The sequence below is a fragment of the Peteryoungia ipomoeae genome (assembly GCF_004912165.1).
Lineage (GTDB): Bacteria > Pseudomonadota > Alphaproteobacteria > Rhizobiales > Rhizobiaceae > Allorhizobium > Allorhizobium ipomoeae.
In genome coordinates this window covers 200,842-219,377 of the sequence record NZ_STGV01000007.1, presented here as the reverse complement: position 1 = coordinate 219,377, position 18,536 = coordinate 200,842, and the positions used below count along the sequence as shown (strand labels likewise).

At 61.1% G+C, this 18,536-nt stretch carries 22 protein-coding genes; 14 read left to right on the top strand and 8 right to left on the bottom strand.

All coding sequences use genetic code 11. The annotated features are described in order from the left end of the window. Nucleotides 1-54: 54 nt before the first annotated feature. Together FAA97_RS18955 and FAA97_RS18950 are read right to left on the bottom strand one after the other, a co-directional pair. Complete coding sequence (locus FAA97_RS18955; RefSeq protein WP_136600132.1) at nucleotides 55-498, bottom strand: hypothetical protein; 444 nt, start codon at nucleotides 496-498, stop codon at nucleotides 55-57. A gap of 3 nt (nucleotides 499-501) precedes the next feature. Next, a complete protein-coding gene (locus tag FAA97_RS18950; RefSeq protein WP_136600131.1) occupies nucleotides 502-843 on the bottom strand; it encodes an ElaB/YgaM/YqjD family protein in 342 nt (113 codons plus the stop codon). Between the two features lie 221 nt (nucleotides 844-1,064). On the opposite strand from FAA97_RS18950, the gene FAA97_RS18945 reads away from it, so the two are divergent. From FAA97_RS18945 to FAA97_RS18935, 3 genes are all read left to right on the top strand, one after another. After that, nucleotides 1,065-1,262 (top strand): CsbD family protein, encoded by a 198-nt coding sequence (locus FAA97_RS18945; RefSeq protein WP_136600130.1) that lies wholly within the window; start codon nucleotides 1,065-1,067, stop codon nucleotides 1,260-1,262. 155 nt (nucleotides 1,263-1,417) lie between these two features. Beyond that, nucleotides 1,418-2,374 (top strand): D-2-hydroxyacid dehydrogenase, encoded by a 957-nt coding sequence (locus FAA97_RS18940; RefSeq protein ID WP_136600129.1) that lies wholly within the window; start codon nucleotides 1,418-1,420, stop codon nucleotides 2,372-2,374. A 276-nt stretch (nucleotides 2,375-2,650) separates the two neighbouring features. Continuing rightward, nucleotides 2,651-3,724, top strand: coding sequence for an enoyl-CoA hydratase/isomerase family protein (locus FAA97_RS18935; protein ID WP_136600128.1), 1,074 nt, complete (start codon nucleotides 2,651-2,653; stop codon nucleotides 3,722-3,724). A 12-nt stretch (nucleotides 3,725-3,736) separates the two neighbouring features. Here FAA97_RS18935 and mazF read toward each other — a convergent pair whose 3' ends face one another. From mazF to FAA97_RS18915, 4 genes are all read right to left on the bottom strand, one after another. Further along, a complete protein-coding gene (gene mazF / locus FAA97_RS18930; RefSeq protein ID WP_136600127.1) occupies nucleotides 3,737-4,108 on the bottom strand; it encodes a type II toxin-antitoxin system toxin MazF in 372 nt (123 codons plus the stop codon). Then, a complete protein-coding gene (gene mazE / locus FAA97_RS18925) occupies nucleotides 4,108-4,374 on the bottom strand; it encodes a type II toxin-antitoxin system antitoxin MazE (protein WP_136600126.1) in 267 nt (88 codons plus the stop codon). Before mazE ends, mazF begins: the two co-directional genes overlap by 1 nt. Nucleotides 4,375-4,450: 76 nt before the next feature. Then, nucleotides 4,451-5,152, bottom strand: coding sequence for a hypothetical protein (locus FAA97_RS18920; RefSeq protein ID WP_136600125.1), 702 nt, complete (start codon nucleotides 5,150-5,152; stop codon nucleotides 4,451-4,453). Between the two features lie 100 nt (nucleotides 5,153-5,252). Then, nucleotides 5,253-6,662, bottom strand: coding sequence for a helix-turn-helix domain-containing protein (locus FAA97_RS18915; RefSeq protein WP_054156972.1), 1,410 nt, complete (start codon nucleotides 6,660-6,662; stop codon nucleotides 5,253-5,255). Nucleotides 6,663-6,796: 134 nt separating this feature from the next. Here FAA97_RS18915 and FAA97_RS18910 point away from each other — a divergent pair, with 134 nt between their 5' ends. Genes FAA97_RS18910 through FAA97_RS18870 form a run of 9 tightly spaced genes read left to right on the top strand, consistent with a single transcriptional unit; the run spans nucleotide 6,797 to nucleotide 13,678 of the window. Beyond that, nucleotides 6,797-8,329: an acyl-CoA carboxylase subunit beta gene (locus FAA97_RS18910; RefSeq protein ID WP_136600124.1), complete on the top strand. Its 1,533-nt coding sequence runs from the start codon at nucleotides 6,797-6,799 to the stop codon at nucleotides 8,327-8,329. An 11-nt stretch (nucleotides 8,330-8,340) separates the two neighbouring features. After that, complete coding sequence (locus FAA97_RS18905; RefSeq protein ID WP_136600123.1) at nucleotides 8,341-8,973, top strand: tetratricopeptide repeat protein; 633 nt, start codon at nucleotides 8,341-8,343, stop codon at nucleotides 8,971-8,973. A gap of 48 nt (nucleotides 8,974-9,021) precedes the next feature. Next, nucleotides 9,022-9,933, top strand: a complete 912-nt coding sequence (gene yghU / locus FAA97_RS18900) for a glutathione-dependent disulfide-bond oxidoreductase (RefSeq protein ID WP_136600122.1) — start codon at nucleotides 9,022-9,024, stop codon at nucleotides 9,931-9,933. 9 nt (nucleotides 9,934-9,942) lie between these two features. Next, nucleotides 9,943-10,320 carry a hypothetical protein gene (locus FAA97_RS18895; protein ID WP_136600121.1) on the top strand — a complete coding sequence of 126 codons (378 nt, stop codon included), beginning with the start codon at nucleotides 9,943-9,945 and terminating at the stop codon, nucleotides 10,318-10,320. 4 nt (nucleotides 10,321-10,324) lie between these two features. Beyond that, a complete protein-coding gene (locus FAA97_RS18890; protein ID WP_113461161.1) occupies nucleotides 10,325-10,738 on the top strand; it encodes a hypothetical protein in 414 nt (137 codons plus the stop codon). A gap of 5 nt (nucleotides 10,739-10,743) precedes the next feature. Beyond that, the gene (locus FAA97_RS18885; protein WP_110792574.1) at nucleotides 10,744-10,980 is read left to right on the top strand and encodes a DUF4160 domain-containing protein; all 237 of its coding nucleotides are present in this window, start codon (nucleotides 10,744-10,746) and stop codon (nucleotides 10,978-10,980) included. Beyond that, complete coding sequence (locus FAA97_RS18880; protein ID WP_136600120.1) at nucleotides 10,961-11,245, top strand: DUF2442 domain-containing protein; 285 nt, start codon at nucleotides 10,961-10,963, stop codon at nucleotides 11,243-11,245. Before FAA97_RS18885 ends, FAA97_RS18880 begins: the two co-directional genes overlap by 20 nt. 5 nt (nucleotides 11,246-11,250) lie before the next feature. Further along, nucleotides 11,251-13,275: an acetyl-CoA carboxylase biotin carboxylase subunit gene (locus FAA97_RS18875; RefSeq protein ID WP_136600119.1), complete on the top strand. Its 2,025-nt coding sequence runs from the start codon at nucleotides 11,251-11,253 to the stop codon at nucleotides 13,273-13,275. Nucleotides 13,276-13,279: 4 nt separating this feature from the next. Then, a complete protein-coding gene (locus tag FAA97_RS18870) occupies nucleotides 13,280-13,678 on the top strand; it encodes a hypothetical protein (RefSeq protein WP_136600118.1) in 399 nt (132 codons plus the stop codon). Between the two features lie 104 nt (nucleotides 13,679-13,782). On the opposite strand, the gene FAA97_RS18865 is transcribed toward FAA97_RS18870, so the two are convergent. Then, the gene (locus FAA97_RS18865) at nucleotides 13,783-14,127 is read right to left on the bottom strand and encodes a type II toxin-antitoxin system RelE/ParE family toxin (protein ID WP_136600117.1); all 345 of its coding nucleotides are present in this window, start codon (nucleotides 14,125-14,127) and stop codon (nucleotides 13,783-13,785) included. Further along, nucleotides 14,117-14,386, bottom strand: coding sequence for a type II toxin-antitoxin system ParD family antitoxin (locus tag FAA97_RS18860; RefSeq protein WP_136600116.1), 270 nt, complete (start codon nucleotides 14,384-14,386; stop codon nucleotides 14,117-14,119). Before FAA97_RS18860 ends, FAA97_RS18865 begins: the two co-directional genes overlap by 11 nt. A 112-nt stretch (nucleotides 14,387-14,498) precedes the next feature. Here FAA97_RS18860 and scpA point away from each other — a divergent pair, with 112 nt between their 5' ends. Further along, nucleotides 14,499-16,634: a methylmalonyl-CoA mutase gene (gene scpA / locus FAA97_RS18855; RefSeq protein WP_136600115.1), complete on the top strand. Its 2,136-nt coding sequence runs from the start codon at nucleotides 14,499-14,501 to the stop codon at nucleotides 16,632-16,634. Nucleotides 16,635-16,922: 288 nt separating this feature from the next. Beyond that, nucleotides 16,923-18,518, top strand: coding sequence for a GMC family oxidoreductase (locus FAA97_RS18845; RefSeq protein WP_136600114.1), 1,596 nt, complete (start codon nucleotides 16,923-16,925; stop codon nucleotides 18,516-18,518). Nucleotides 18,519-18,536 lie beyond the last annotated feature (18 nt).

Genomic DNA, 18,536 nt, shown 5'->3' with positions numbered 1-18,536 from the left:
GGCGAGGAATGCCTCCCCGCCTTTTCCAAAAGCCAGCCTTTTCCTAAGACTGTGTCAATCGTCGTAGCGGCCAGCGCCTTGCGACTTGGCAACCGCAAAGACCATGGCCGCGATGGCCGCCGTGGTGATGAGCGATCGTCCTTTTAGAAGCGCCGGAACGCTGGCGAGCAACTGGAGCGTGACGGGATCCGGCAGACGGGAGCGCGCCGCGCGCTGCTGCGCTTCCACCCTGCGCTGGGCCTGGCGGTTGGCGATCTTGACGCCGACAATGACGACGATCGCCAAGAGCGCATTGAGCATGGCAACGGCGAGAGCTGCCCACAAGGCGCCGTGGAAATCGGCGATGTAGATGCCGAGCGCAACCAGCAGAGCGACATAGGCGGTAAGCCCGAAGATCGCAGCCACGGCGCCCGCAATCACGGAGCGCGTGACCTGCTCATAGGTTGGCTTGATGCGGCCGAAAGCCACGACGCCGAGCTGTGTGAACAGTGGCAGCATGGATCAGCGACGGCTGAGAAGTGCGAGCACGTAGCCGACGCCGGCGGCAATGGCCAGCGACTGGAACGGCTTGGCATGCACATAGGCCTCGATGTCCTGCTCGGCATTGCGCAGCTGCTCGCGGGCGCTATCGACATATTCGCGCGACACATCACCGGCTTCCCGGATCTTGCCACTGCCATAGGAGGCAACAGTCTGGGTCAGGGCGGCAAGATCGCGGCGCAGCTGCTCCAGCTCGGCCTGAACGTCTTCGCTGGATGCAGCACCGGCGGTCGACAGATTGCTGTCGATACGCTCCGCTGCCTCGTCCGCGACAGACTTGATGGTGTTCGACGCCTGAACCATGATGTATCTCCTGAAATTGCACAGTGGAAATGGATCGGCTTGTCAGCAAGCCTCCGCCAAACAACGGCCTATATAGAGAAGTGTTCCATCGTCATCCGCCTTTGTTTTTGCGCGTCGATGTCTCGTCGAAATTGGTTTCTGGCGGAACTTCCCATCCCTCACCGCGTTGTTGAGCCGAGGACACGACACCTCGATGTTCAACATAACACGGGAGAAAAGCCATGAATTGGAATCAGGTTGAAGGCAATTGGGAGCAGTTTAAAGGCAAGGCCCAGACCCAGTGGGGCAAGCTGACCGGTGACGACCTCGACGTCATCAACGGCAAGCGCAAGGAACTGTCCGGCAAGATCCAGGCCGCCTACGGCAAGACCCAGGAAGAAGCCGACCGCGAGATCGATGACTGGGTATCCCGCAACTGATTTGCGAGACCTTTGAACCAGATGACCCGGGAGCTCGCTCCCGGGTTTTTTGTTGACACAATCCTCTATAGGCTCCGAGCGATTTAGTCGCCGATGAGAGTCACGAGCCTCTGCACCGCAGGGCCTGACGCCGGCACGTGCATAGGAGGACTGCCATGATCCGTATCGTTTTTCTCGACCGGGACACGCTCTCGCCCGAAACCGTGGTCAGGCCGCCGTCCTATGTGCACGAGATGATCGTCCATGCGCGCACCCGCCCCGACCAGGTGGCCGAGCGCATTCGCGATGCCGACATCGTCATCACGAACAAGGTACCGGTCCGCGCAGACGCACTCGCGCAGGCAACCCGATTGAAGCTGATCGCGGTCGCTGCGACAGGCACCGACATCATCGACCTTGCCGAAGCCAAAAACCGCGACATCGCCGTTTCAAACATCAGGAATTACGCCAGGCACACGGTGCCGGAACACACCTTCGCCCTGATGCTCGCCTTGCGCCGTTCGATCGTTCCCTATCGCCAATCGGTGATCGACGGTCGTTGGCAGCAGGCCGCGCAATTCTGCTATTTCGATTATCCCGTTGCCGATCTCGGCGGCGCAACGCTCGGCATCATCGGAAATGGCAGGCTTGGCCAATCCGTTGGAAAGATCGCCGAGGCGTTCGGCATGACGGTGCTAGCCGCCGGCCGTCGCGGCGCAACAAACCTGAAACCCGGCCAGACCGATTTCGATGAGGTCCTGAAGCGCTCCGACGTGATCACCCTGCATTGCCCGCTGACGCCGGAGACGCGCGGCGTGATCAGCGCGCGGGAATTTGCCCTGATGGAGAGAAAACCACTTCTCATCAACACCGGTCGCGGCGGCCTCGTCGACGAGCCTGCGCTCGAAGAGGCTCTCGACGCCGGCCAGATTTCCGGCGCCGGCTTCGACGTGACCGATGGCGAACCGCCCGCAGCCGACAGCCCGATGATGCGCATCGCCGCCCGCGACAACGTCATCCTCACACCGCATATTGCCTGGGCAAGCCGTGAGGCAATCCAGGCGCTGGCCGACCAGCTGATCGAAAACATCGAGCTGTTTGTGGCTGGCACGCCGCGCAACCTTGTTGGCTGATCCTTTCCAAGGCAGCTCACGGCTGTCGCATGGGGATACCCCCTCTGTCACTGCGTGACATCTCCCCCACAAGGGGGGGAGAGCGGAGCGCAGCGTTCGCCGATCCCTTTGCGGCACCAAAGGAATGTGAGGGGCCGACGGCTCAGCCAGTCTCCCCCCTTGTGGGGGAGATGCCCGGCAGGGCAGAGGGGGGTTCCCCTGCCTATGCAACACCCCGCCTCTTGCCCTTTCTCCGCGACGCATATCTAACTCTCTCAAAAGACGAGGGAGAACGGCATGCGCTATCTGGAGGCGGACTATCAGGGGGAGGAAATCCTGACGGCGAAAAAAGGAGCGCTCGGGCTGATTGCGCTCAACCGGCCGCGCGTGCTGAACAGCTTGAGCCATGCCATGGTGCTGGACTTCGGCAAGGCGCTCGATGCCCTTGAAACCGATCCACAGGTCGCAGCCGTGCTGGTCACCGGCGAAGGCGAGCGCGGGCTGTGTGCCGGCGGCGATATCAGGATGTTCTATGAAAGCGGCAAGGCCGGTGACGGCAAGGCTTCCGCCTTCCTGAAAGCCGAATACCGGCTGAATGCCCGCATTGCGCGCTTTACCAAGCCCTATGTCGTCGTCATGGACGGCATCACCATGGGCGGCGGTGTGGGCGTGTCCAGCCATGGCAGCCACCGCATCGTGACCGAAACAACGAAACTCGCCATGCCCGAAACCGGCATCGGCTTCTTTCCCGATATCGGCGCGACCTGGCTGCTCTCCCGCGCACCCGGCGAACTCGGCACCTGGATGGGGCTATCCGGCGAGGCGGTGAACGGTGCCGACGCCATCACCGCAGGTTTTGCCGACTGGTTCGTTCCGCAGGACCGGATTGCCGCCCTGCTGGAGCGGATCGCCGCCCTGCCCGCACCGGCCCTCGGGCCAACGATCGCCTCGATCATCCGCGATTACACGGTGGACGGCCCGACAGGCATCTTTTCCGAAGGCCGCGCCATGATCGACCGCTGCTTTTCCTTCGACACGGTGGAGGAGATCATTGCCGCCCTAGAAAAAGAACAGTCCGATCTCGCAGCCAGAACGCTCGCCGTCATGCGCGCGAAATCGCCGACCAGCCTGAAGGTGACGCTCAGGATGCTGCGCGAGGCCCGCCGCTCAAAAGACCTCGAAAGCTGCCTCGAACGTGAATTTTCGGGCACACTTCAGGTGGTGAAAGTCTCCGACTTCTACGAAGGCATACGTGCTGCGATCATCGACAAGGACCGAAACCCGAAATGGTCCCCGGCGACGCTGGAGGGGGTGGCGCCGGAGAGTGTCGAGGCGTTTTTTGTGGCGAGGGATGAGCGGTTGTTTGGGTAGATTAGGATATGATCAACCCGGTGTCGGCAGCGGATCGATGGCACTGACGACGCGCGCGACGATCTCATCGACGGTCGCCTTATCCAGCGTCTCGATGAAGCTCGCCGTGCGCTGCTGAACACGGGCTGCGATATCGAAACTGCGCACCTGATTACAGACCGCTACCCCGGTCGTATCATGCCCATGAATCGGGACGGCAAGGCCGATGTCGCGTGTGAAGCCACCGCCTGTGGTAACCGGCACGGTCATACAGACACCGAATATATTGATTTCGTGCGGCGTGATCACAACGAACCGATGCCGGTTCTTCATCTCGCGCCCGGCGACCGGATTGGGATCTATCCAGTAGACATCGCCCCGGCGAGGAACACCGCTGCGCACCATCAGCCGATCTCGCGACCGATGGCATCGCCCTCCATCGTCTCGGCCAGCGAAGTATTCAGCTGGGCGAGCTCTTCGGCGCCGACCAGCAATTCCGCTAAAGTATAGCGCTTGGCGCCGACTCGCAGCGGCTTTGCTACCAACTCGCCATTCTGGACGTCAAGTGAGAGCTGATCGCCGACCTCGACGGCCATGAGCTTGAGCAGCGCTGGTGGGATCGTGACCACGGCAGCCCCGCCCTGTTTGCGCACCTTTGTCGTCACCGTCATCGTCGCCTCCACATTGTGCTACAAATATAGCACACGAGGGCACGCAGACAACATCGCTTGATCAGAGGAGTGCCGATCATAACGGCAAGGTATCTGCTGAACTCTCGGCGACGGTCTCTTGCTCCGTCATCGCGCTTTCGCCGGATGCGAGCGGGCTGTCGGAGGAAGCAAGCCCGTCAATCATGTCTATGAAGTCAGTCCACAGAGATGTGTCACGCCACCCTTCCATGGCGTACATACCCGCAGCGCTCTTCAGATCCGCCATGGTGATCTCAGCATCAAGCCCAGCAAGGCCCTTTGCCGTATGAAAGGTGTGCCAGGCAGCCATGAGCCGATCAACCTCCTCATTCGGAGGAGATCGTCCATAGTCATCCACAATTGACCCCGCACCACCTGGCAACTCAATCAAATTATACCCGGTTATTTGCCGAAAAGCATCCAGCTCATTCGCAGTGAATGGGCGCAATACAGCCTCGTAGTCCGCATCGGGACCCGCAGCCTGCGCCTGAAGGAGCAGCCGTAAGGTACCTATTCGAGTGTCTACGGGCGAGCCCTCTGGATCTGCGATGATCTCATACGCGCCATCTGCACGCTGCACATAGTTATCCTGCAAACTGGGATCCATGAGCATAGTCTTGAAGAGGCCGTTCTCCTTGGAGGCATAGTCATGTTTATTCACAAACGCGCCAAAGCCCTGATCCGCGCTCTTCGCCCCGGAAGCAGAACTCGAACCGGCAAACTTTGCCGAATAAGTATTCGTAGATTGACTGATCTGCATCGCCCCACTCCGCTTCGCTCTTCTGATGCGAGAGGTAGAGGCCAAAGCTGGCGCGAAACTTACAACCCAAAATTGTCGACGAACTCACAACCTAAGCGCATTACTCAATCTCATAGGGCATCGGGTTCCTTACCCGATGATCCACCACCAGCTTCCTTTTCAGCGGCGGCACGGCGCGGCTGGTGCATTTGACGCGCTCGCAGATGCGGCAGGAAATGCCGATGGGGTCGAAGGCGCCGCGGTTGGAGAGGTCGAGGTCGTCGGCATAGACGAAGGCGCCGGCATAGGAGATCTCGCAGCCGAGCGCCAAGGCGTAACGCGGATTGGCGGCGCGGAAGCCGGCGGAGCCTTTTGACACCTGCGTTGCGATGCAGAGATAGCGCACGCCGTCGGGCGTTTCCGCCGTCTGGCGGATGATCCGGCCCGGCGTCTCGAAGGCCTGATGTGCATTCCACAGCGGACAGGCCGCCCCGAAGCGGGCGAATTGCAGGCGGGCAGCACTGTGCCGCTTGGTGATATTGCCGGCCCGGTCGATGCGGGCAAAGAAGATCGGCACACCCTTCAGCCCCGGCCTCTGCAGCGTCGATAGACGGTGACAGACCTGTTCGAGCGAGGCTTCGAAACGGGCGGCGAGCAGTTCGATATCGTGGCGCAGATCCCGCGCGGCGGTGAGGAAGCTGCGATAGGGCAGGATCAGCGCCCCGGCGAAATAGTTGTAGAGACCCATGCGACAGATCTCGACCGCCTCTTCGCTGCGGAAATTCGCCTGTTTCAGCACCTGGTCGATCTTGGTGGCCGCCGCCAGCTGGGCAATCTGGATGGCGATCTGGAAATCGCGGGTCGGGGCAGAGGCATAGCGGCTGACGGTCAGGATGCGCCCCACCGGATCGAAGCGGCGGATCGCCTCGTCGCCGGCCTCGCCGCGCACCACGCGCACGCCATGGCGCGCTTCGAGATGGCCTGAAAGGGCCGCGTAATTCTCCCCCTCCCCGAGCTTCAGCTCTGTCGCCAGCTGCTCGGCGGCGAGGTCGAGATCGTGGATGTAATTGTCGACGAAGTGGAAGAAGTCGCGCACCTCGTCATACGGCGTCACCTCCTGGCTGGGGGCCGCCCCCAGCCGGTCGTCGAGGCTTGCCAGCTGCTCATTGCCGCGCCGGTAAGCCTGGTGGGCGGCAATCAGCGCATGGGCAAAACCCGGCGCATTCTGGGTGACGAGCTTCAGCTCCTGCAGGCTCGGCGAATAGGTTTCGAACAAGGGATCGGAGAGCGCCTCCGTCAGCGCCGACATCAGCCGGTCGTTCTGGCCGGAGGACAACTCCGTGATATCGATGCCGAACTTTTCCGCCAGCGACAACAGCACAGAGGCCGAGACCGGGCGCTGGTTGTTTTCGATCTGGTTGAGATAGCTGGTGGAAATGCCGACCATATCGGCAAACTGCGCCTGCGTGGCGCCATTTGCCTGGCGGATGTCGCGGACCTTGCGGCCGATGAAGAGTTTCCCGATGGCCATTTCACAAATTCGCAATTTTCACTTTGCAAATTCATAAATCCACAGATGCACCTGTTCAACCGTTTTCTTCTGCGGCACAGTGGAATAGGTGTCACATCAAGGCTTAAGAGCCAAAAGACCATTCGGGAGGACATATGCTGACGATCCTGGACCAGCTCGAAGCCCGTCGCGACGAGGCCCGCCTCGGCGGCGGCGAAAAGCGCATCGCCGCCCAGCACGGCAAGGGCAAGCTGACCGCCCGCGAGCGCATCGAGGTCCTGCTCGACGAAGGCTCCTTCGAAGAATACGACATGTATGTCACCCATCGCTGCGTGGATTTCGGGATGGAGACCCAAAAGGTGCCAGGCGATGGCGTCGTCACCGGCTGGGGCACGATCAATGGCCGTCAGGTCTATGTCTTCTCCCAGGATTTCACCGTGCTCGGCGGCTCGCTGTCGGAAACCCATGCTCAGAAGATCTGCAAGATCATGGACATGGCGATGAAGGTGGGAGCCCCCGTGATCGGCCTGAATGATAGTGGTGGCGCCCGCATCCAGGAAGGTGTGGCCTCGCTTGCCGGCTATGCCGATGTCTTCAAGCGCAATGTCGACGCATCGGGCGTGATCCCGCAGATCTCCGTCATCATGGGCCCCTGCGCCGGCGGTGCCGTCTATTCGCCTGCGATGACGGACTTCATCTTCATGGTGCGCGATAGCTCCTACATGTTCGTCACCGGCCCCGATGTGGTGAAGACCGTCACCAACGAGATCGTCACGGCGGAAGAACTGGGCGGCGCCTCGACCCACACGAAGAAATCCTCCGTTGCCGATGGCGCCTATGAGAACGACGTGGAAGCGCTGGAACAGGTCCGCCTGCTTTTCGATTTCCTGCCGCTCAACAACCGGGAGAAACCGCCGGTCCGGCCCTTCCATGATGATCCGGCCCGCATCGAAATGCGGCTGGACACGCTGATCCCCGACAGTTCCAACAAACCCTATGACATGAAGGAGCTGATCTACGCGCTGGCCGACGAAGGCGATTTCTTCGAGATCCAGGAAGCCTTTGCGAAGAACATCATCACCGGCTTCATCCGCATGGAAGGCCAGACGGTCGGCGTCGTTGCCAACCAGCCCATGGTGCTGGCCGGCTGCCTCGACATCGATTCATCGCGCAAGGCCGCTCGTTTCGTCCGCTTCTGCGATGCCTTCTCGATCCCGATCCTGACGCTGGTCGACGTGCCCGGCTTCCTGCCCGGCACCGCCCAGGAATATGGCGGGGTCATCAAGCATGGCGCAAAACTCCTCTTCGCCTATAGCCAGGCGACCGTGCCGATGGTGACCCTGATTACCCGCAAGGCCTATGGCGGCGCCTATGATGTGATGGCCTCCAAACATATCGGCGCCGACATCAACTATGCCTGGCCAACCGCCGAAATCGCCGTGATGGGCGCCAAGGGCGCGACCGAGATCCTCTACCGCTCCGAACTTGGCGACGCAGAAAAGATCGCCGAGCGCACGCGGGAATACGAAGTCAACTTCGCCAACCCGTTCAAGGCCGCCGAACGCGGCTTCGTCGACGAGGTGATCATGCCGCATTCCTCCCGCCGCCGTATTGCCAAGGCTTTCGCGAGCCTCCGCAACAAGCAGGTGAGTACTCATTGGAAGAAGCACGACACGATCCCGTTGTGAGAGGCCCGACAATGACCTCCAGTTATGCCGTGAAAGCATTCGCATCGTTTTTGGTATTGGGCACCCTAGTGGCAGACCTATCGCTGGCGCAACCGACTGAAGGGGAGATCGGCCACATCGATCCTAGTCAAATCCAAACTCTGGTCGTGCCCCCTTGGGAAAGACCGACGAATGACGAAACGAGAGCATGGGAAGATAGCGTTCGAGCATCGGTCACCGATGAGTTTGGTGGGGACTTCAGGAAAGCAGCTGGTGCTGCTGCAAATAAAGGGTTCCAAGCTCTGGATGAGCTGGACTTCGCTTCGGCCTCGAAAGCGTTTAGCGAGGCAGCTGTGCTCGACCCCAAGAGTCCCTACCCATATCTTGGTTTCGTGGACATCTATCGTTTGATGAACAAGTTGGAAAAGAAGGAATTCTGCCTACAAGCCGCCATCGACCGCAGTGAGAGACAAAGAGCAGCACTGATCATGATCGGAACTCACCTGGGGATCGATGGCGATTACAGGAAGGCTGTGGAGTTCTTTAACTCGGTGTTGGAGCTTGACGCCAAGGATCAAGGGGCTCACCTGATGCTGGCGAAGACATATCGACTTCTCAAAGATCCCGAGCGAGCCGAGTACCACGAAGAGCGTGCGAAAGAGTAAGCGGAAGTCGTCTTCGACCCTTCGTGAACCAAGGAACAGAGGCAATCCATGACCGACGAAAAATTCCCGCCCGAGAAGAACCTGCCCGCAGGCTATGTGCCGCCCAAGGTCTGGACCTGGGAGGCCGGCAATGGCGGCCAGTTCGCCAGCATCAACCGTCCGACGGCCGGCGCGCAGACGGAAGTCGAGCTGAAGGTCGGCAAACATCCGCTGCAGCTCTATTCTCTGGCCACCCCGAACGGCCAGAAGGTGACGATCCTGCTCGAAGAGCTGCTCGCCGCCGGTCATAACGGCGCCGAATATGACGCGTGGTTGATCAATATCGGCAAGGGCGATCAGTTCGGCTCGGGCTTTGTCGGTGTGAACCCGAACTCCAAGATCCCGGCGCTTGCAGACCATGCGCCTGTCGACGGCGGCAAGCCGATCCGGCTGTTCGAGTCTGCTTCGATCATGACCTATCTGGCGGAAAAATTCGGCGCCTTCCTGCCGACCGATCCGCGCGCCCGCGCCGAAACGCTCAACTGGCTGTTCTGGCAGATGGGCTCCGCCCCCTTCGTCGGCGGCGGCTTTGGCCACTTCTTCACCTATGCGCCGGTCAAGATCCAGTATGCGATCGACCGCTACGCCATGGAAACCAAGCGCCAGCTCGACGTCCTGAACCGTCAGCTTGCCGAAAACGAATTCGTCTCCGGCAGCGACTACACCATTGCCGACATGGCCATTTGGCCGTGGTATGGCCGTCTGGCGATGGACACATCCTATCCGGATGCCGGCACCTTCCTGTCGACCCATGAATACGCGCATATCCTGCGCTGGGCCAAGCAGCTTGCCGCCCGACCCGCCGTGCAGCGCGGCGTGATGGTCAACAAGACCTCCGGCCCGCTTTCCGAACAGCTGCATGAACGCCACGATGCCTCCGACTTCGACACGAAGACGCAGGACAAGATCGCTGCGGCGTAAGGAGAGACCATGCCAAGCCTCCCCGACATGACCAAACATCGCGGCTTCCCCGGCGGCATGCCGGGGACCGGTGTGCAGTTCACCATCCGCCGCGCCAATCCGCGCGGCGTCACCCCGATCAAGGCGCTGCCCAGAAAGGCAAGACCAGGCACCAAGGAACACCGGATCGACGCGGCCTTCCTGCATGCGCTCTGGCATCATTTCGGCGCCGAGCCCTTCGAGCGTGGCAATCTTGATGCCGCACGTTTGAGCCTGCTTTTCGGTCGCGAAGTGATATCGGCCACCAAGGAATTCGATCCTCTGTCCTATGAGGCCATGCTTGTCATCGATGAGAAGGTGGCGCGGAAGAACTTCCCCGAATCCTTCGAAGACGTGTTCGAGGTGTGAGGCCATGGCAAAAGATCCGCTCATGCCGAAACACCAGGGCTTTCCGCTCGGCCTGCCCGGAACGCAATGGCAATACACGATCCGCCGCGCCAACCCGAAAGTGACGCCGGTAACCAACTGGCCGCGCCACCGCACCATGGACCAGACGGTGGCACTCGCCGACCTCGGCTTCATGCAGGCGCTCTGGCAGTATTTCGGCACCGAACCCTTCGAGCGCGGCAATCTCGACGGCGAACGCCTCTGCCGTCTCTTTGGCCGCGAAGTCATCGCCGCCGAACGCGGCTTCGACCCGCAATCCTATTTCGCCAAGCTGAAGATCAACGAGCCGTTGGCGCGGAAGAACTTTCCGGAAGCCTTTGGCGAGGTGAAGGACGAAAAGAGCGTGGCGAAAGGCTTGAAAAAGAAGGTCAGGGAATAGCGGGCATGCCGACACTCCTTCTCTGGAAAGGACATCGTTTTCTTTTCTACTCGAAGGAGATCGGCGAGCCGCCACATATTCACGTCCTGAAGGACGGAAAACAGTTGAAAGTGTGGTTGCGGGATCTCGGTGTCGCCCGCAATGCAGGCTTCGCGGCCCATGAGGTGAATGCTATCCTCAAGGTTGTCGCGGAACACCGGCAGGGTTTCGAGGAGGCGTGGAATGACCACTTTGGACATTGATGAGCGACAGTTGCAGATCCAATCCGTTGAGGTCACGGACGACAGCATCATCTTCCAGATGGCAGATGGGCGCAGGATAGAGGCGCCACTCTGGTGGTATCCACGCCTGGCCAAGGCATCCCCCGAGCAGCGCGCCAAGGGTGAAATCCTGCCCTTCGGAGACGCCGTCGGTTGGGAAGAGATCGACGAGTACATCAGCGCCAAGGCGCTCATCATCGGAGGCGCCGCCCCTGGCGCCATCCCTCCCGCTCAAGCTGCCGAGTGATATCCATGATCCAGAAAATCCTCATCGCCAACCGGGGCGAAATTGCCTGCCGGGTCATCAAGACCGCGAAGAAGCTCGGCATCAAGACGGTCGCCGTCTATTCCGATGCCGATCGAAATGCGCTGCATGTCGAGATGGCCGATGAGGCCGTACATATCGGCCCGGCCCCATCGAACCAGTCCTATATCGTCATCGACAAGATCCTCGACGCGATCCGCCAAACCGGTGCCGATGCCGTGCATCCCGGCTACGGCTTCCTCTCGGAAAACGCAGCCTTTGCAGAGGCGCTGGAAAAGGCGGGCGTGACCTTCATTGGCCCGCCGGTGAACGCCATCCAGGCCATGGGCGACAAGATCACCTCGAAGAAACTGGCGGCCGAAGCCGGCGTCTCCACGGTGCCCGGCCATATGGGCCTGATCGCGGATGCCGACGAAGCGGTGAAAATCTCCGGCGAGATTGGCTATCCCGTCATGATCAAGGCCTCGGCCGGCGGCGGCGGCAAGGGCATGCGCATCGCCTGGAACGACGAAGAAGCCCGCGAAGGCTTCCAGTCCTCGAAGAACGAGGCGAAGAACTCGTTTGGCGACGACCGCATCTTCATCGAGAAATTTGTCACCGAACCGCGCCACATCGAAATCCAGGTGCTCGGCGACAAGCACGGTAATACGCTCTACCTCGGAGAGCGCGAATGCTCGATCCAGCGGCGAAACCAGAAGGTCATCGAAGAGGCCCCCTCGCCCTTCCTCGACGAAGCCACCCGCAAGGCCATGGGCGAACAGGCCGTCGCACTGGCAAAAGCCGTCGGTTACCACTCCGCCGGCACGGTCGAATTCATCGTCGATGGCAAGCAGAACAAGTTCTACTTCCTTGAGATGAACACCCGCCTGCAGGTCGAGCATCCGGTGACCGAGCTCATCACCGGGCTTGATCTCGTCGAACAGATGATCCGCGTGGCCGCGGGCGAAAAACTGTCCTTCGTTCAGGACGACGTGAAGCTGAATGGCTGGGCGATCGAGAGCCGCCTCTATGCCGAAGATCCCTATCGGAACTTCCTGCCCTCGATCGGTCGCCTGAGCCGCTATCGCCCGCCGGAAGAGGGCGAGCGTCCCGACGGCACCGTCGTTCGCAACGACACTGGCGTCTTCGAGGGCGGCGAGATCTCGATGTATTACGACCCGATGATCGCCAAGCTCTGCACCTGGGCGCCCGGCGAAGGCGCCATCGCACGGCAGGCGGTGATCAAGGCCATGGGCGCGGCCCTGAACAGCTTCGAGGTCGAGGGTATCGGCCACAACCTGCCCTTCCTCTCGGCCGTTATGGGTCAGGAGCGTTTCCGGTCCGGCAAAATCACCACCGCCTATATCGCCGAAGAATTCAAGGACGGCTTTACCGGTGTTGCGCCGGATACCGCAACGGAACGCCTGCTCGCAGCCTTCGCCGCCGTTGCCCATCACCGCCGCGAAAGCCGCGCGACACAGATTTCCGGCACGCTCGGCAACCATCCGCGCAAGCTCGGCCGCGACTGGGTCGTCACCCTTGCTGACAGCCACCACAGTGTCAGCCTTCGCCCCGAGGCAAACGAAACCATCGTGGATTTTGTGAGTGGCGAAAGCCTGCGGATCGACACGACATGGCAACCGGGACAGACACTCGCCCCTATCCTCGCCGACGGCGCCCCCGCCATCCTCAAGGTCGATCTCAAGGGTCCGGCCATCCGCCTGCGCCTGCACGGCATCGATGTAACGGCCCGCATCCGCTCGCCGCGCGTTGCGGCGCTCGCCAAACTCATGCCGGAAAAGCTGCCGCCGGACACCTCGAAAATGCTGCTCTGCCCCATGCCTGGCGTGATCACGGGGGTTGCAGTCAAGGAAGGCGAGACCGTGGAAGCCGGTCAGGCGCTCGCCACCGTCGAGGCGATGAAGATGGAAAACATCCTGCGCGCCGAACGCCGCGGCACAGTAAAGAAGATCGTCGTCACGCCGGGCCAGAGCCTGGCGGTCGACGAACTGATCATGGAGTTCGAGGGGTGATCGGATGCGCCTGAAGAAGGAGTTCGGCATCTTCGGCGCGTTGTTTTTCGCAATGGCCATCATGTCGATGCTGGACATCTACTCGATGGGCACAGCAGGTGGCTTCCTTCTTCTGACGGGAGTACCGACGCAGGGAGGAGCCCCATTGTGGGTGCATGTGATGAACATGGGCATCAAAGGATTTTGGGCAGCCATTGCCTACGGCGCAGCCATGAAGGCAGTCTTCGGCGGTGTCTCCGCAATTCGCGTAGCGGCGCTCTGGATCGCCGGTCTCTTGATCATAGGTTTTCTCGGGGGGCTGGCAGAGAACGGCGTCTTGCAGATTTCAACGGCGATGCTGGTCGGGATAGCAGCGTACTTTCTCATCGGCCAGATCATTGCGAGAGACTGGGTTTCTCGATGAAGCTGAACCAAGAACCATTTAATCATGGAGTTCGAGGGATGAAATCGCCGCCGATGATCGAAGGGAGTATCCACGCGGCAAGCTCACCAACGGTCGCCATCCATCTAGGACAGACGCTTCAGCATATGCCGCTGATGATCCTGTCCACCAAAAAACACAGCGAGCAGCCGGAGCACCTTTTGCGTCTCCTGGGTCTGAAAATAGAAGACCACCTTGTTTTTGGTTACATGCCTAACACCCTCAAATCCACGGTAAGAAGTGACGGTTCCCTGATGAGGCGCGCGAGCTATCGATTGAAGGTCGCGCTCAATCCCATCCATGCGCCGCAGCGCGCGATCGGCTGCCTGCGGGAGGTCATCTCCCAGCGCAACATAACTATCAATGAGATGTCGGAATATGATCCGGAGATCCTCGGTACTCGCCTGAGAACGGACGATCCTAAAGGCCATAGGACGCCTTCACCTCGGCTATCATCTCCTCGACTTGCACCCGGCTTTCTTCTTCCGAGAGAAACGGCCCTTCCATGCGTCGCAGGAGCAGCGCCCGCAACGCCGCCTGATCCTCTTCCCGCATCTTCGTCTCTTCCCGCACCAGATCCAGCCCTCGCTCGACGACAGCGGCAAGGCTCGGGAAATGGCCATCCTCGACCAGCTTGCGGGCGAATTCCTCCTGCTGGGGTGAGAGCGAGACAGAGGCTTTTACGGTCAAGGCAAGGCACTCCCAATGAGAACCTCAGAATAGCCCGGACCCGAAATCCCGTCAAACAGATCACCCTCGGCAAACCACCGAACCGCGCAATTGTCGCGAAAGGATCGCAGCCATGACCAAGAAGACCATCGCCGACTGGCAGGCGCTTGCCGAGAAGGAATTGAAGCGTCCGGCTGACAGCCTCGTCTGGAACACGCCGGAGGGGATTCCGGTGAAGCCGCTCTATACGGCAGACGACCTTGATGGCATCGGGCATCTCGACAGCCTGCCGGGTTTTGCGCCCTTCACTCGCGGCCCGCGCGCCACCATGTATGCCGGCCGCCCCTGGACGATCCGGCAATATGCCGGCTTCTCGACGGCGGAGGAATCGAACGCCTTCTATCGCAAGGCGCTCTTGGCCGGCCAGCAGGGTGTCTCCGTCGCCTTCGATCTCGCCACCCATCGCGGTTACGACAGTGACCATCCTCGTGTCGAGGGCGATGTCGGCAAGGCGGGCGTGGCGATCGACAGTGTCGAGGACATGAAGATCCTGTTCGACGGCATTCCACTTGAGGACATCTCCGTCTCGATGACCATGAACGGCGCGGTCATTCCGATCCTCGCCAATTTCATCGTGACCGGCGAGGAACAGGGTGTTTCGCGCGACAAGCTGTCGGGGACCATCCAGAACGACATCCTCAAGGAGTTCATGGTCCGCAACACCTATATCTATCCGCCGGAACCCTCGATGCGGATCATCGCCGACATCATCGAATACACGGCGAAAGAAATGCCGAAGTTCAACTCGATCTCGATCTCCGGCTATCACATGCAGGAGGCCGGTGCGACGCTGGTGCAGGAGCTGGCCTTCACGCTGGCCGACGGACGCGAATATGTGCGCGCCGCCATTGCCAAGGGCCTGAATGTCGATGAGTTCGCCGGCCGCCTCTCCTTCTTCTTCGCGATCGGCATGAACTTCTTCATGGAGGCGGCGAAGCTCCGCGCCGCCCGCCTGCTCTGGACCCGCATCATGCAGGAGTTCGAGCCGAAAAAGGCGTCGTCCCTGATGCTGCGCACCCATTGCCAGACCTCCGGCGTGTCGCTCGCCGAGCAGGATCCCTACAACAACATTGTGCGCACCGCCTTCGAGGCGATGTCGGCAGCGCTTGGCGGCACGCAGTCGCTGCACACCAATTCCTTCGACGAGGCGATCGCGCTGCCGACGGAATTCTCCGCCCGCATCGCCCGCAATACCCAACTGATCCTGCAGAACGAAACCGGCGTCACCAAGGTCGTCGATCCGCTCGCCGGCTCCTACTATGTCGAGAGCCTGACCAACGAGATGGCGGAGAAAGCCTGGGCGCTGATCGAAGAGGTCGAAAGCCTGGGTGGCATGACCAAGGCCGTCGATGACGGCCTGCCGAAACGCCTGATCGAGGAAGCCGCCACCCGCCGGCAAGCCGCCATCGACCGTGGCGAGGAGGTCATCGTCGGCGTCAACAAGTTCCGCCTAGAAAACGAACAGGCCATCGACATTCTTGAGATCGACAACACCGCCGTGCGCCTGTCGCAGGTCAAGCGCATCGAGCAGACGCGCCGCCAGCGCGACCCGAAGCGGGTGGAAGCGACACTGGCCCGCCTGACCGAGATCGCCCGCACCGGCACCGGCAATCTGCTTGAAGCCGCCGTCGAGGCCGCCCGCGCGCGCGCCACCGTCGGCGAGATTTCGGATGCCATGCGCGCCGTCTTTGGCGATCATGCAGCAACGCCGGAGGTAGTGCATGACATCTACGGCAAGGCCTATGAGGGCGATCCGGAAATGGAGACGCTGAGCAATCGCCTGAAGGACTATGGCAAGGCTGCCGCCAAGCCGCGTATCCTGATCGCCAAACTCGGCCAGGATGGCCATGATCGCGGCGCCAAGGTGATTGCGTCTGCCTTCGGCGATATCGGCTTCGATGTCGTGGCAGGTCCCCTCTTCCAGACGCCAGAGGAAGCGGCCGATCTCGCCGTCGAGAGCAAGGTGCAGGTGGTCGGCATGTCCTCGCTTGCCGCCGGGCACAAGACGCTCGCCCCGCAGTTGGTCGAAGCGCTGAAGGCCAGGGGCGCAAACGAGGTGATCGTCGTGGTCGGCGGGGTCATCCCGCGCCAGGATTACGATTTCCTGCTCGAGCATGGCGTCTCCGCCGTCTTCGGCCCTGGCACCAATGTCATGGATGCCGCGCGCTCGGTGCTTGACCTTCTGGAAGGCCGCCTGCGAAACAGTTGAGGCTTAGGGTCGAAACCCAATTAGGATAGTGGTTATGCAAGCTCAATCTTGTGACTGAGTAGGAGGAAAGGTGCAGGAAATGCTGATCATTTTCAAACCTTTCCGACGCCCGCAGGCACAAGAGTGAGCTTGTCCGAAGGATTGGCGATGATGGGCCGACTGATCGCAATCAATACTCGACAAGACCTATGGGTCTTGCCTTGCGCTTGTTTGCTTCCATTCAATCCCATTATCGTCAACAGAACCGCTATCCTAATTGGGTTTCGACCCTGAGGCTCGGGGAGGAGCATGGAGACCTACGATTATATCGTCATCGGTGCCGGCACCGCCGGCTGCCTGCTGGCTAACAGGCTCTCCGCCGATCCCGCGCGGCGCGTGCTGCTGCTCGAAGCCGGTGGCAGCGACAATTATCACTGGATCCATATTCCGGTCGGCTATCTCTACTGCATCAACAATCCGCGCACCGACTGGTGCTTCAGGACGGAAGCCGAGCCCGGCCTGAATGGCCGCGCCATCGGCTATCCCCGTGGCAAGGTGCTCGGTGGCTGCTCGTCGATCAACGGCATGATCTACATGCGCGGCCAGGCGCGCGACTACGACCAGTGGCGCCAGATGGGCTGCACCGGCTGGGGTTGGGATGACGTGCTGCCGATCTTCCGTCAGACGGAAGACTTTTACCGGGGTGCCGATGACAAACACGGCGCCGGCGGTGAATGGCGCGTCGAGAAGGCCCGGCTGCGCTGGGACGTGCTGGAAGCCTTTCGCGAGGCGGCAAAACAGGCAGGCATTCCGGAGACAAACGACTTCAATCGGGGTGACAACGAAGGCTCAGGCTTCTTCGAGGTCAACCAGCGCTCAGGCATTCGCTGGAACACGGCCAAGGCCTTCCTGAAACCGATCCGGCATCGGAAGAACCTGACGATCCTTACCCGCGCCCATGTGAAGCGGCTGACGATCGAGGGCGAGCGGGTGACCGGCGTCGAGGTGCATCACGACGGCGAGTTGAAGCGCTTCGCCGCCCGCCGCGAGGTGGTGCTGTCGGCGGGCGCCATCGGCTCACCGCAGATCCTCGAACTCTCCGGCATCGGTCGTGGCGATGTCCTGCAGAATGCTGGGGTCGAAACCGTCCGCGAGGTGCCCTCCGTTGGCGAAAACCTGCAGGACCACCTGCAACTCCGCCTTGTCTTCAAGGTCAAGGGCGTGCCGACGCTCAACGAGCGGGCCGCCAGCCTCTACGGCAAGGCGATGATCGGGCTGGAATATGCGCTGAGGCGCTCAGGGCCGATGTCCATGGCGCCGAGCCAGCTTGGCATCTTCACCCGCTCCGGCCCGGACAAGGAAACCGCCGATCTCGAATATCATGTCCAGCCGGTCTCGCTCGACAAGTTCGGCGATCCGGTTCACCCCTTCCCGGCGATCACCGCCAGCGTCTGCAATCTCAGGCCGGAAAGCCGGGGCTCCGTCCATATCGCCGGACCGGACTTCCCCGCGCAACCGAGGATCGCGCCGAATTATCTTTCAACACCTGGCGACCGCGACGTCGCGGTCCGCTCGATCCGACTGACGCGCCGCATCGCCGCCCAGCCCGCCTTTGCCCGCTACCACCCCGAGGAATATCGCCCCGGCCCAGCGCTGGAAAGCGATGCAGAGCTGGAACAGGCCGCAGGCGATATCGGCACGACGATCTTCCACCCCGTCGGCACTTGCCGCATGGGCGCGGATCCGGACAGTGTTATCGACCCGCGTTTGCGGCTAAGGGCCTTGAAAGGCCTGCGGATCGCCGATGCCTCGATCATGCCGACCATCGTTTCCGGCAACACCAACTCGCCGACCCTGATGATCGCCGAAAAGGCGGCAGCGATGATCATCGAGGACAACCGATGAAGCCGACGGCCCTTGGCG

What these genes read in the sequence shown, in the direction of transcription:
- FAA97_RS18950 (WP_136600131.1), bottom strand. Translation starts at nt 843, where the DNA reads ATGGTTCAGGCGTCGAACACCATCAAGTCTGTCGCGGACGAGGCAGCG.
- FAA97_RS18905 (WP_136600123.1), top strand. Translation starts at nt 8,341, where the DNA reads ATGACCTCCAGTTATGCCGTGAAAGCATTCGCATCGTTTTTGGTATTG.
- FAA97_RS18940 (WP_136600129.1), top strand. Translation starts at nt 1,418, where the DNA reads ATGATCCGTATCGTTTTTCTCGACCGGGACACGCTCTCGCCCGAAACC.
- FAA97_RS18945 (WP_136600130.1), top strand. Translation starts at nt 1,065, where the DNA reads ATGAATTGGAATCAGGTTGAAGGCAATTGGGAGCAGTTTAAAGGCAAG.
- FAA97_RS18935 (WP_136600128.1), top strand. Translation starts at nt 2,651, where the DNA reads ATGCGCTATCTGGAGGCGGACTATCAGGGGGAGGAAATCCTGACGGCG.
- mazE (WP_136600126.1), bottom strand. Translation starts at nt 4,374, where the DNA reads ATGACGGTGACGACAAAGGTGCGCAAACAGGGCGGGGCTGCCGTGGTC.
- FAA97_RS18865 (WP_136600117.1), bottom strand. Translation starts at nt 14,127, where the DNA reads ATGGCCTTTAGGATCGTCCGTTCTCAGGCGAGTACCGAGGATCTCCGG.
- scpA (WP_136600115.1), top strand. Translation starts at nt 14,499, where the DNA reads ATGACCAAGAAGACCATCGCCGACTGGCAGGCGCTTGCCGAGAAGGAA.
- FAA97_RS18880 (WP_136600120.1), top strand. Translation starts at nt 10,961, where the DNA reads ATGACCACTTTGGACATTGATGAGCGACAGTTGCAGATCCAATCCGTT.
- FAA97_RS18870 (WP_136600118.1), top strand. Translation starts at nt 13,280, where the DNA reads ATGCGCCTGAAGAAGGAGTTCGGCATCTTCGGCGCGTTGTTTTTCGCA.
- mazF (WP_136600127.1), bottom strand. Translation starts at nt 4,108, where the DNA reads ATGGTGCGCAGCGGTGTTCCTCGCCGGGGCGATGTCTACTGGATAGAT.
- FAA97_RS18885 (WP_110792574.1), top strand. Translation starts at nt 10,744, where the DNA reads ATGCCGACACTCCTTCTCTGGAAAGGACATCGTTTTCTTTTCTACTCG.
- FAA97_RS18845 (WP_136600114.1), top strand. Translation starts at nt 16,923, where the DNA reads ATGGAGACCTACGATTATATCGTCATCGGTGCCGGCACCGCCGGCTGC.
- FAA97_RS18955 (WP_136600132.1), bottom strand. Translation starts at nt 498, where the DNA reads ATGCTGCCACTGTTCACACAGCTCGGCGTCGTGGCTTTCGGCCGCATC.
- FAA97_RS18895 (WP_136600121.1), top strand. Translation starts at nt 9,943, where the DNA reads ATGCCAAGCCTCCCCGACATGACCAAACATCGCGGCTTCCCCGGCGGC.
- FAA97_RS18910 (WP_136600124.1), top strand. Translation starts at nt 6,797, where the DNA reads ATGCTGACGATCCTGGACCAGCTCGAAGCCCGTCGCGACGAGGCCCGC.
- yghU (WP_136600122.1), top strand. Translation starts at nt 9,022, where the DNA reads ATGACCGACGAAAAATTCCCGCCCGAGAAGAACCTGCCCGCAGGCTAT.
- FAA97_RS18875 (WP_136600119.1), top strand. Translation starts at nt 11,251, where the DNA reads ATGATCCAGAAAATCCTCATCGCCAACCGGGGCGAAATTGCCTGCCGG.
- FAA97_RS18890 (WP_113461161.1), top strand. Translation starts at nt 10,325, where the DNA reads ATGGCAAAAGATCCGCTCATGCCGAAACACCAGGGCTTTCCGCTCGGC.
- FAA97_RS18915 (WP_054156972.1), bottom strand. Translation starts at nt 6,662, where the DNA reads ATGGCCATCGGGAAACTCTTCATCGGCCGCAAGGTCCGCGACATCCGC.
- FAA97_RS18920 (WP_136600125.1), bottom strand. Translation starts at nt 5,152, where the DNA reads ATGCAGATCAGTCAATCTACGAATACTTATTCGGCAAAGTTTGCCGGT.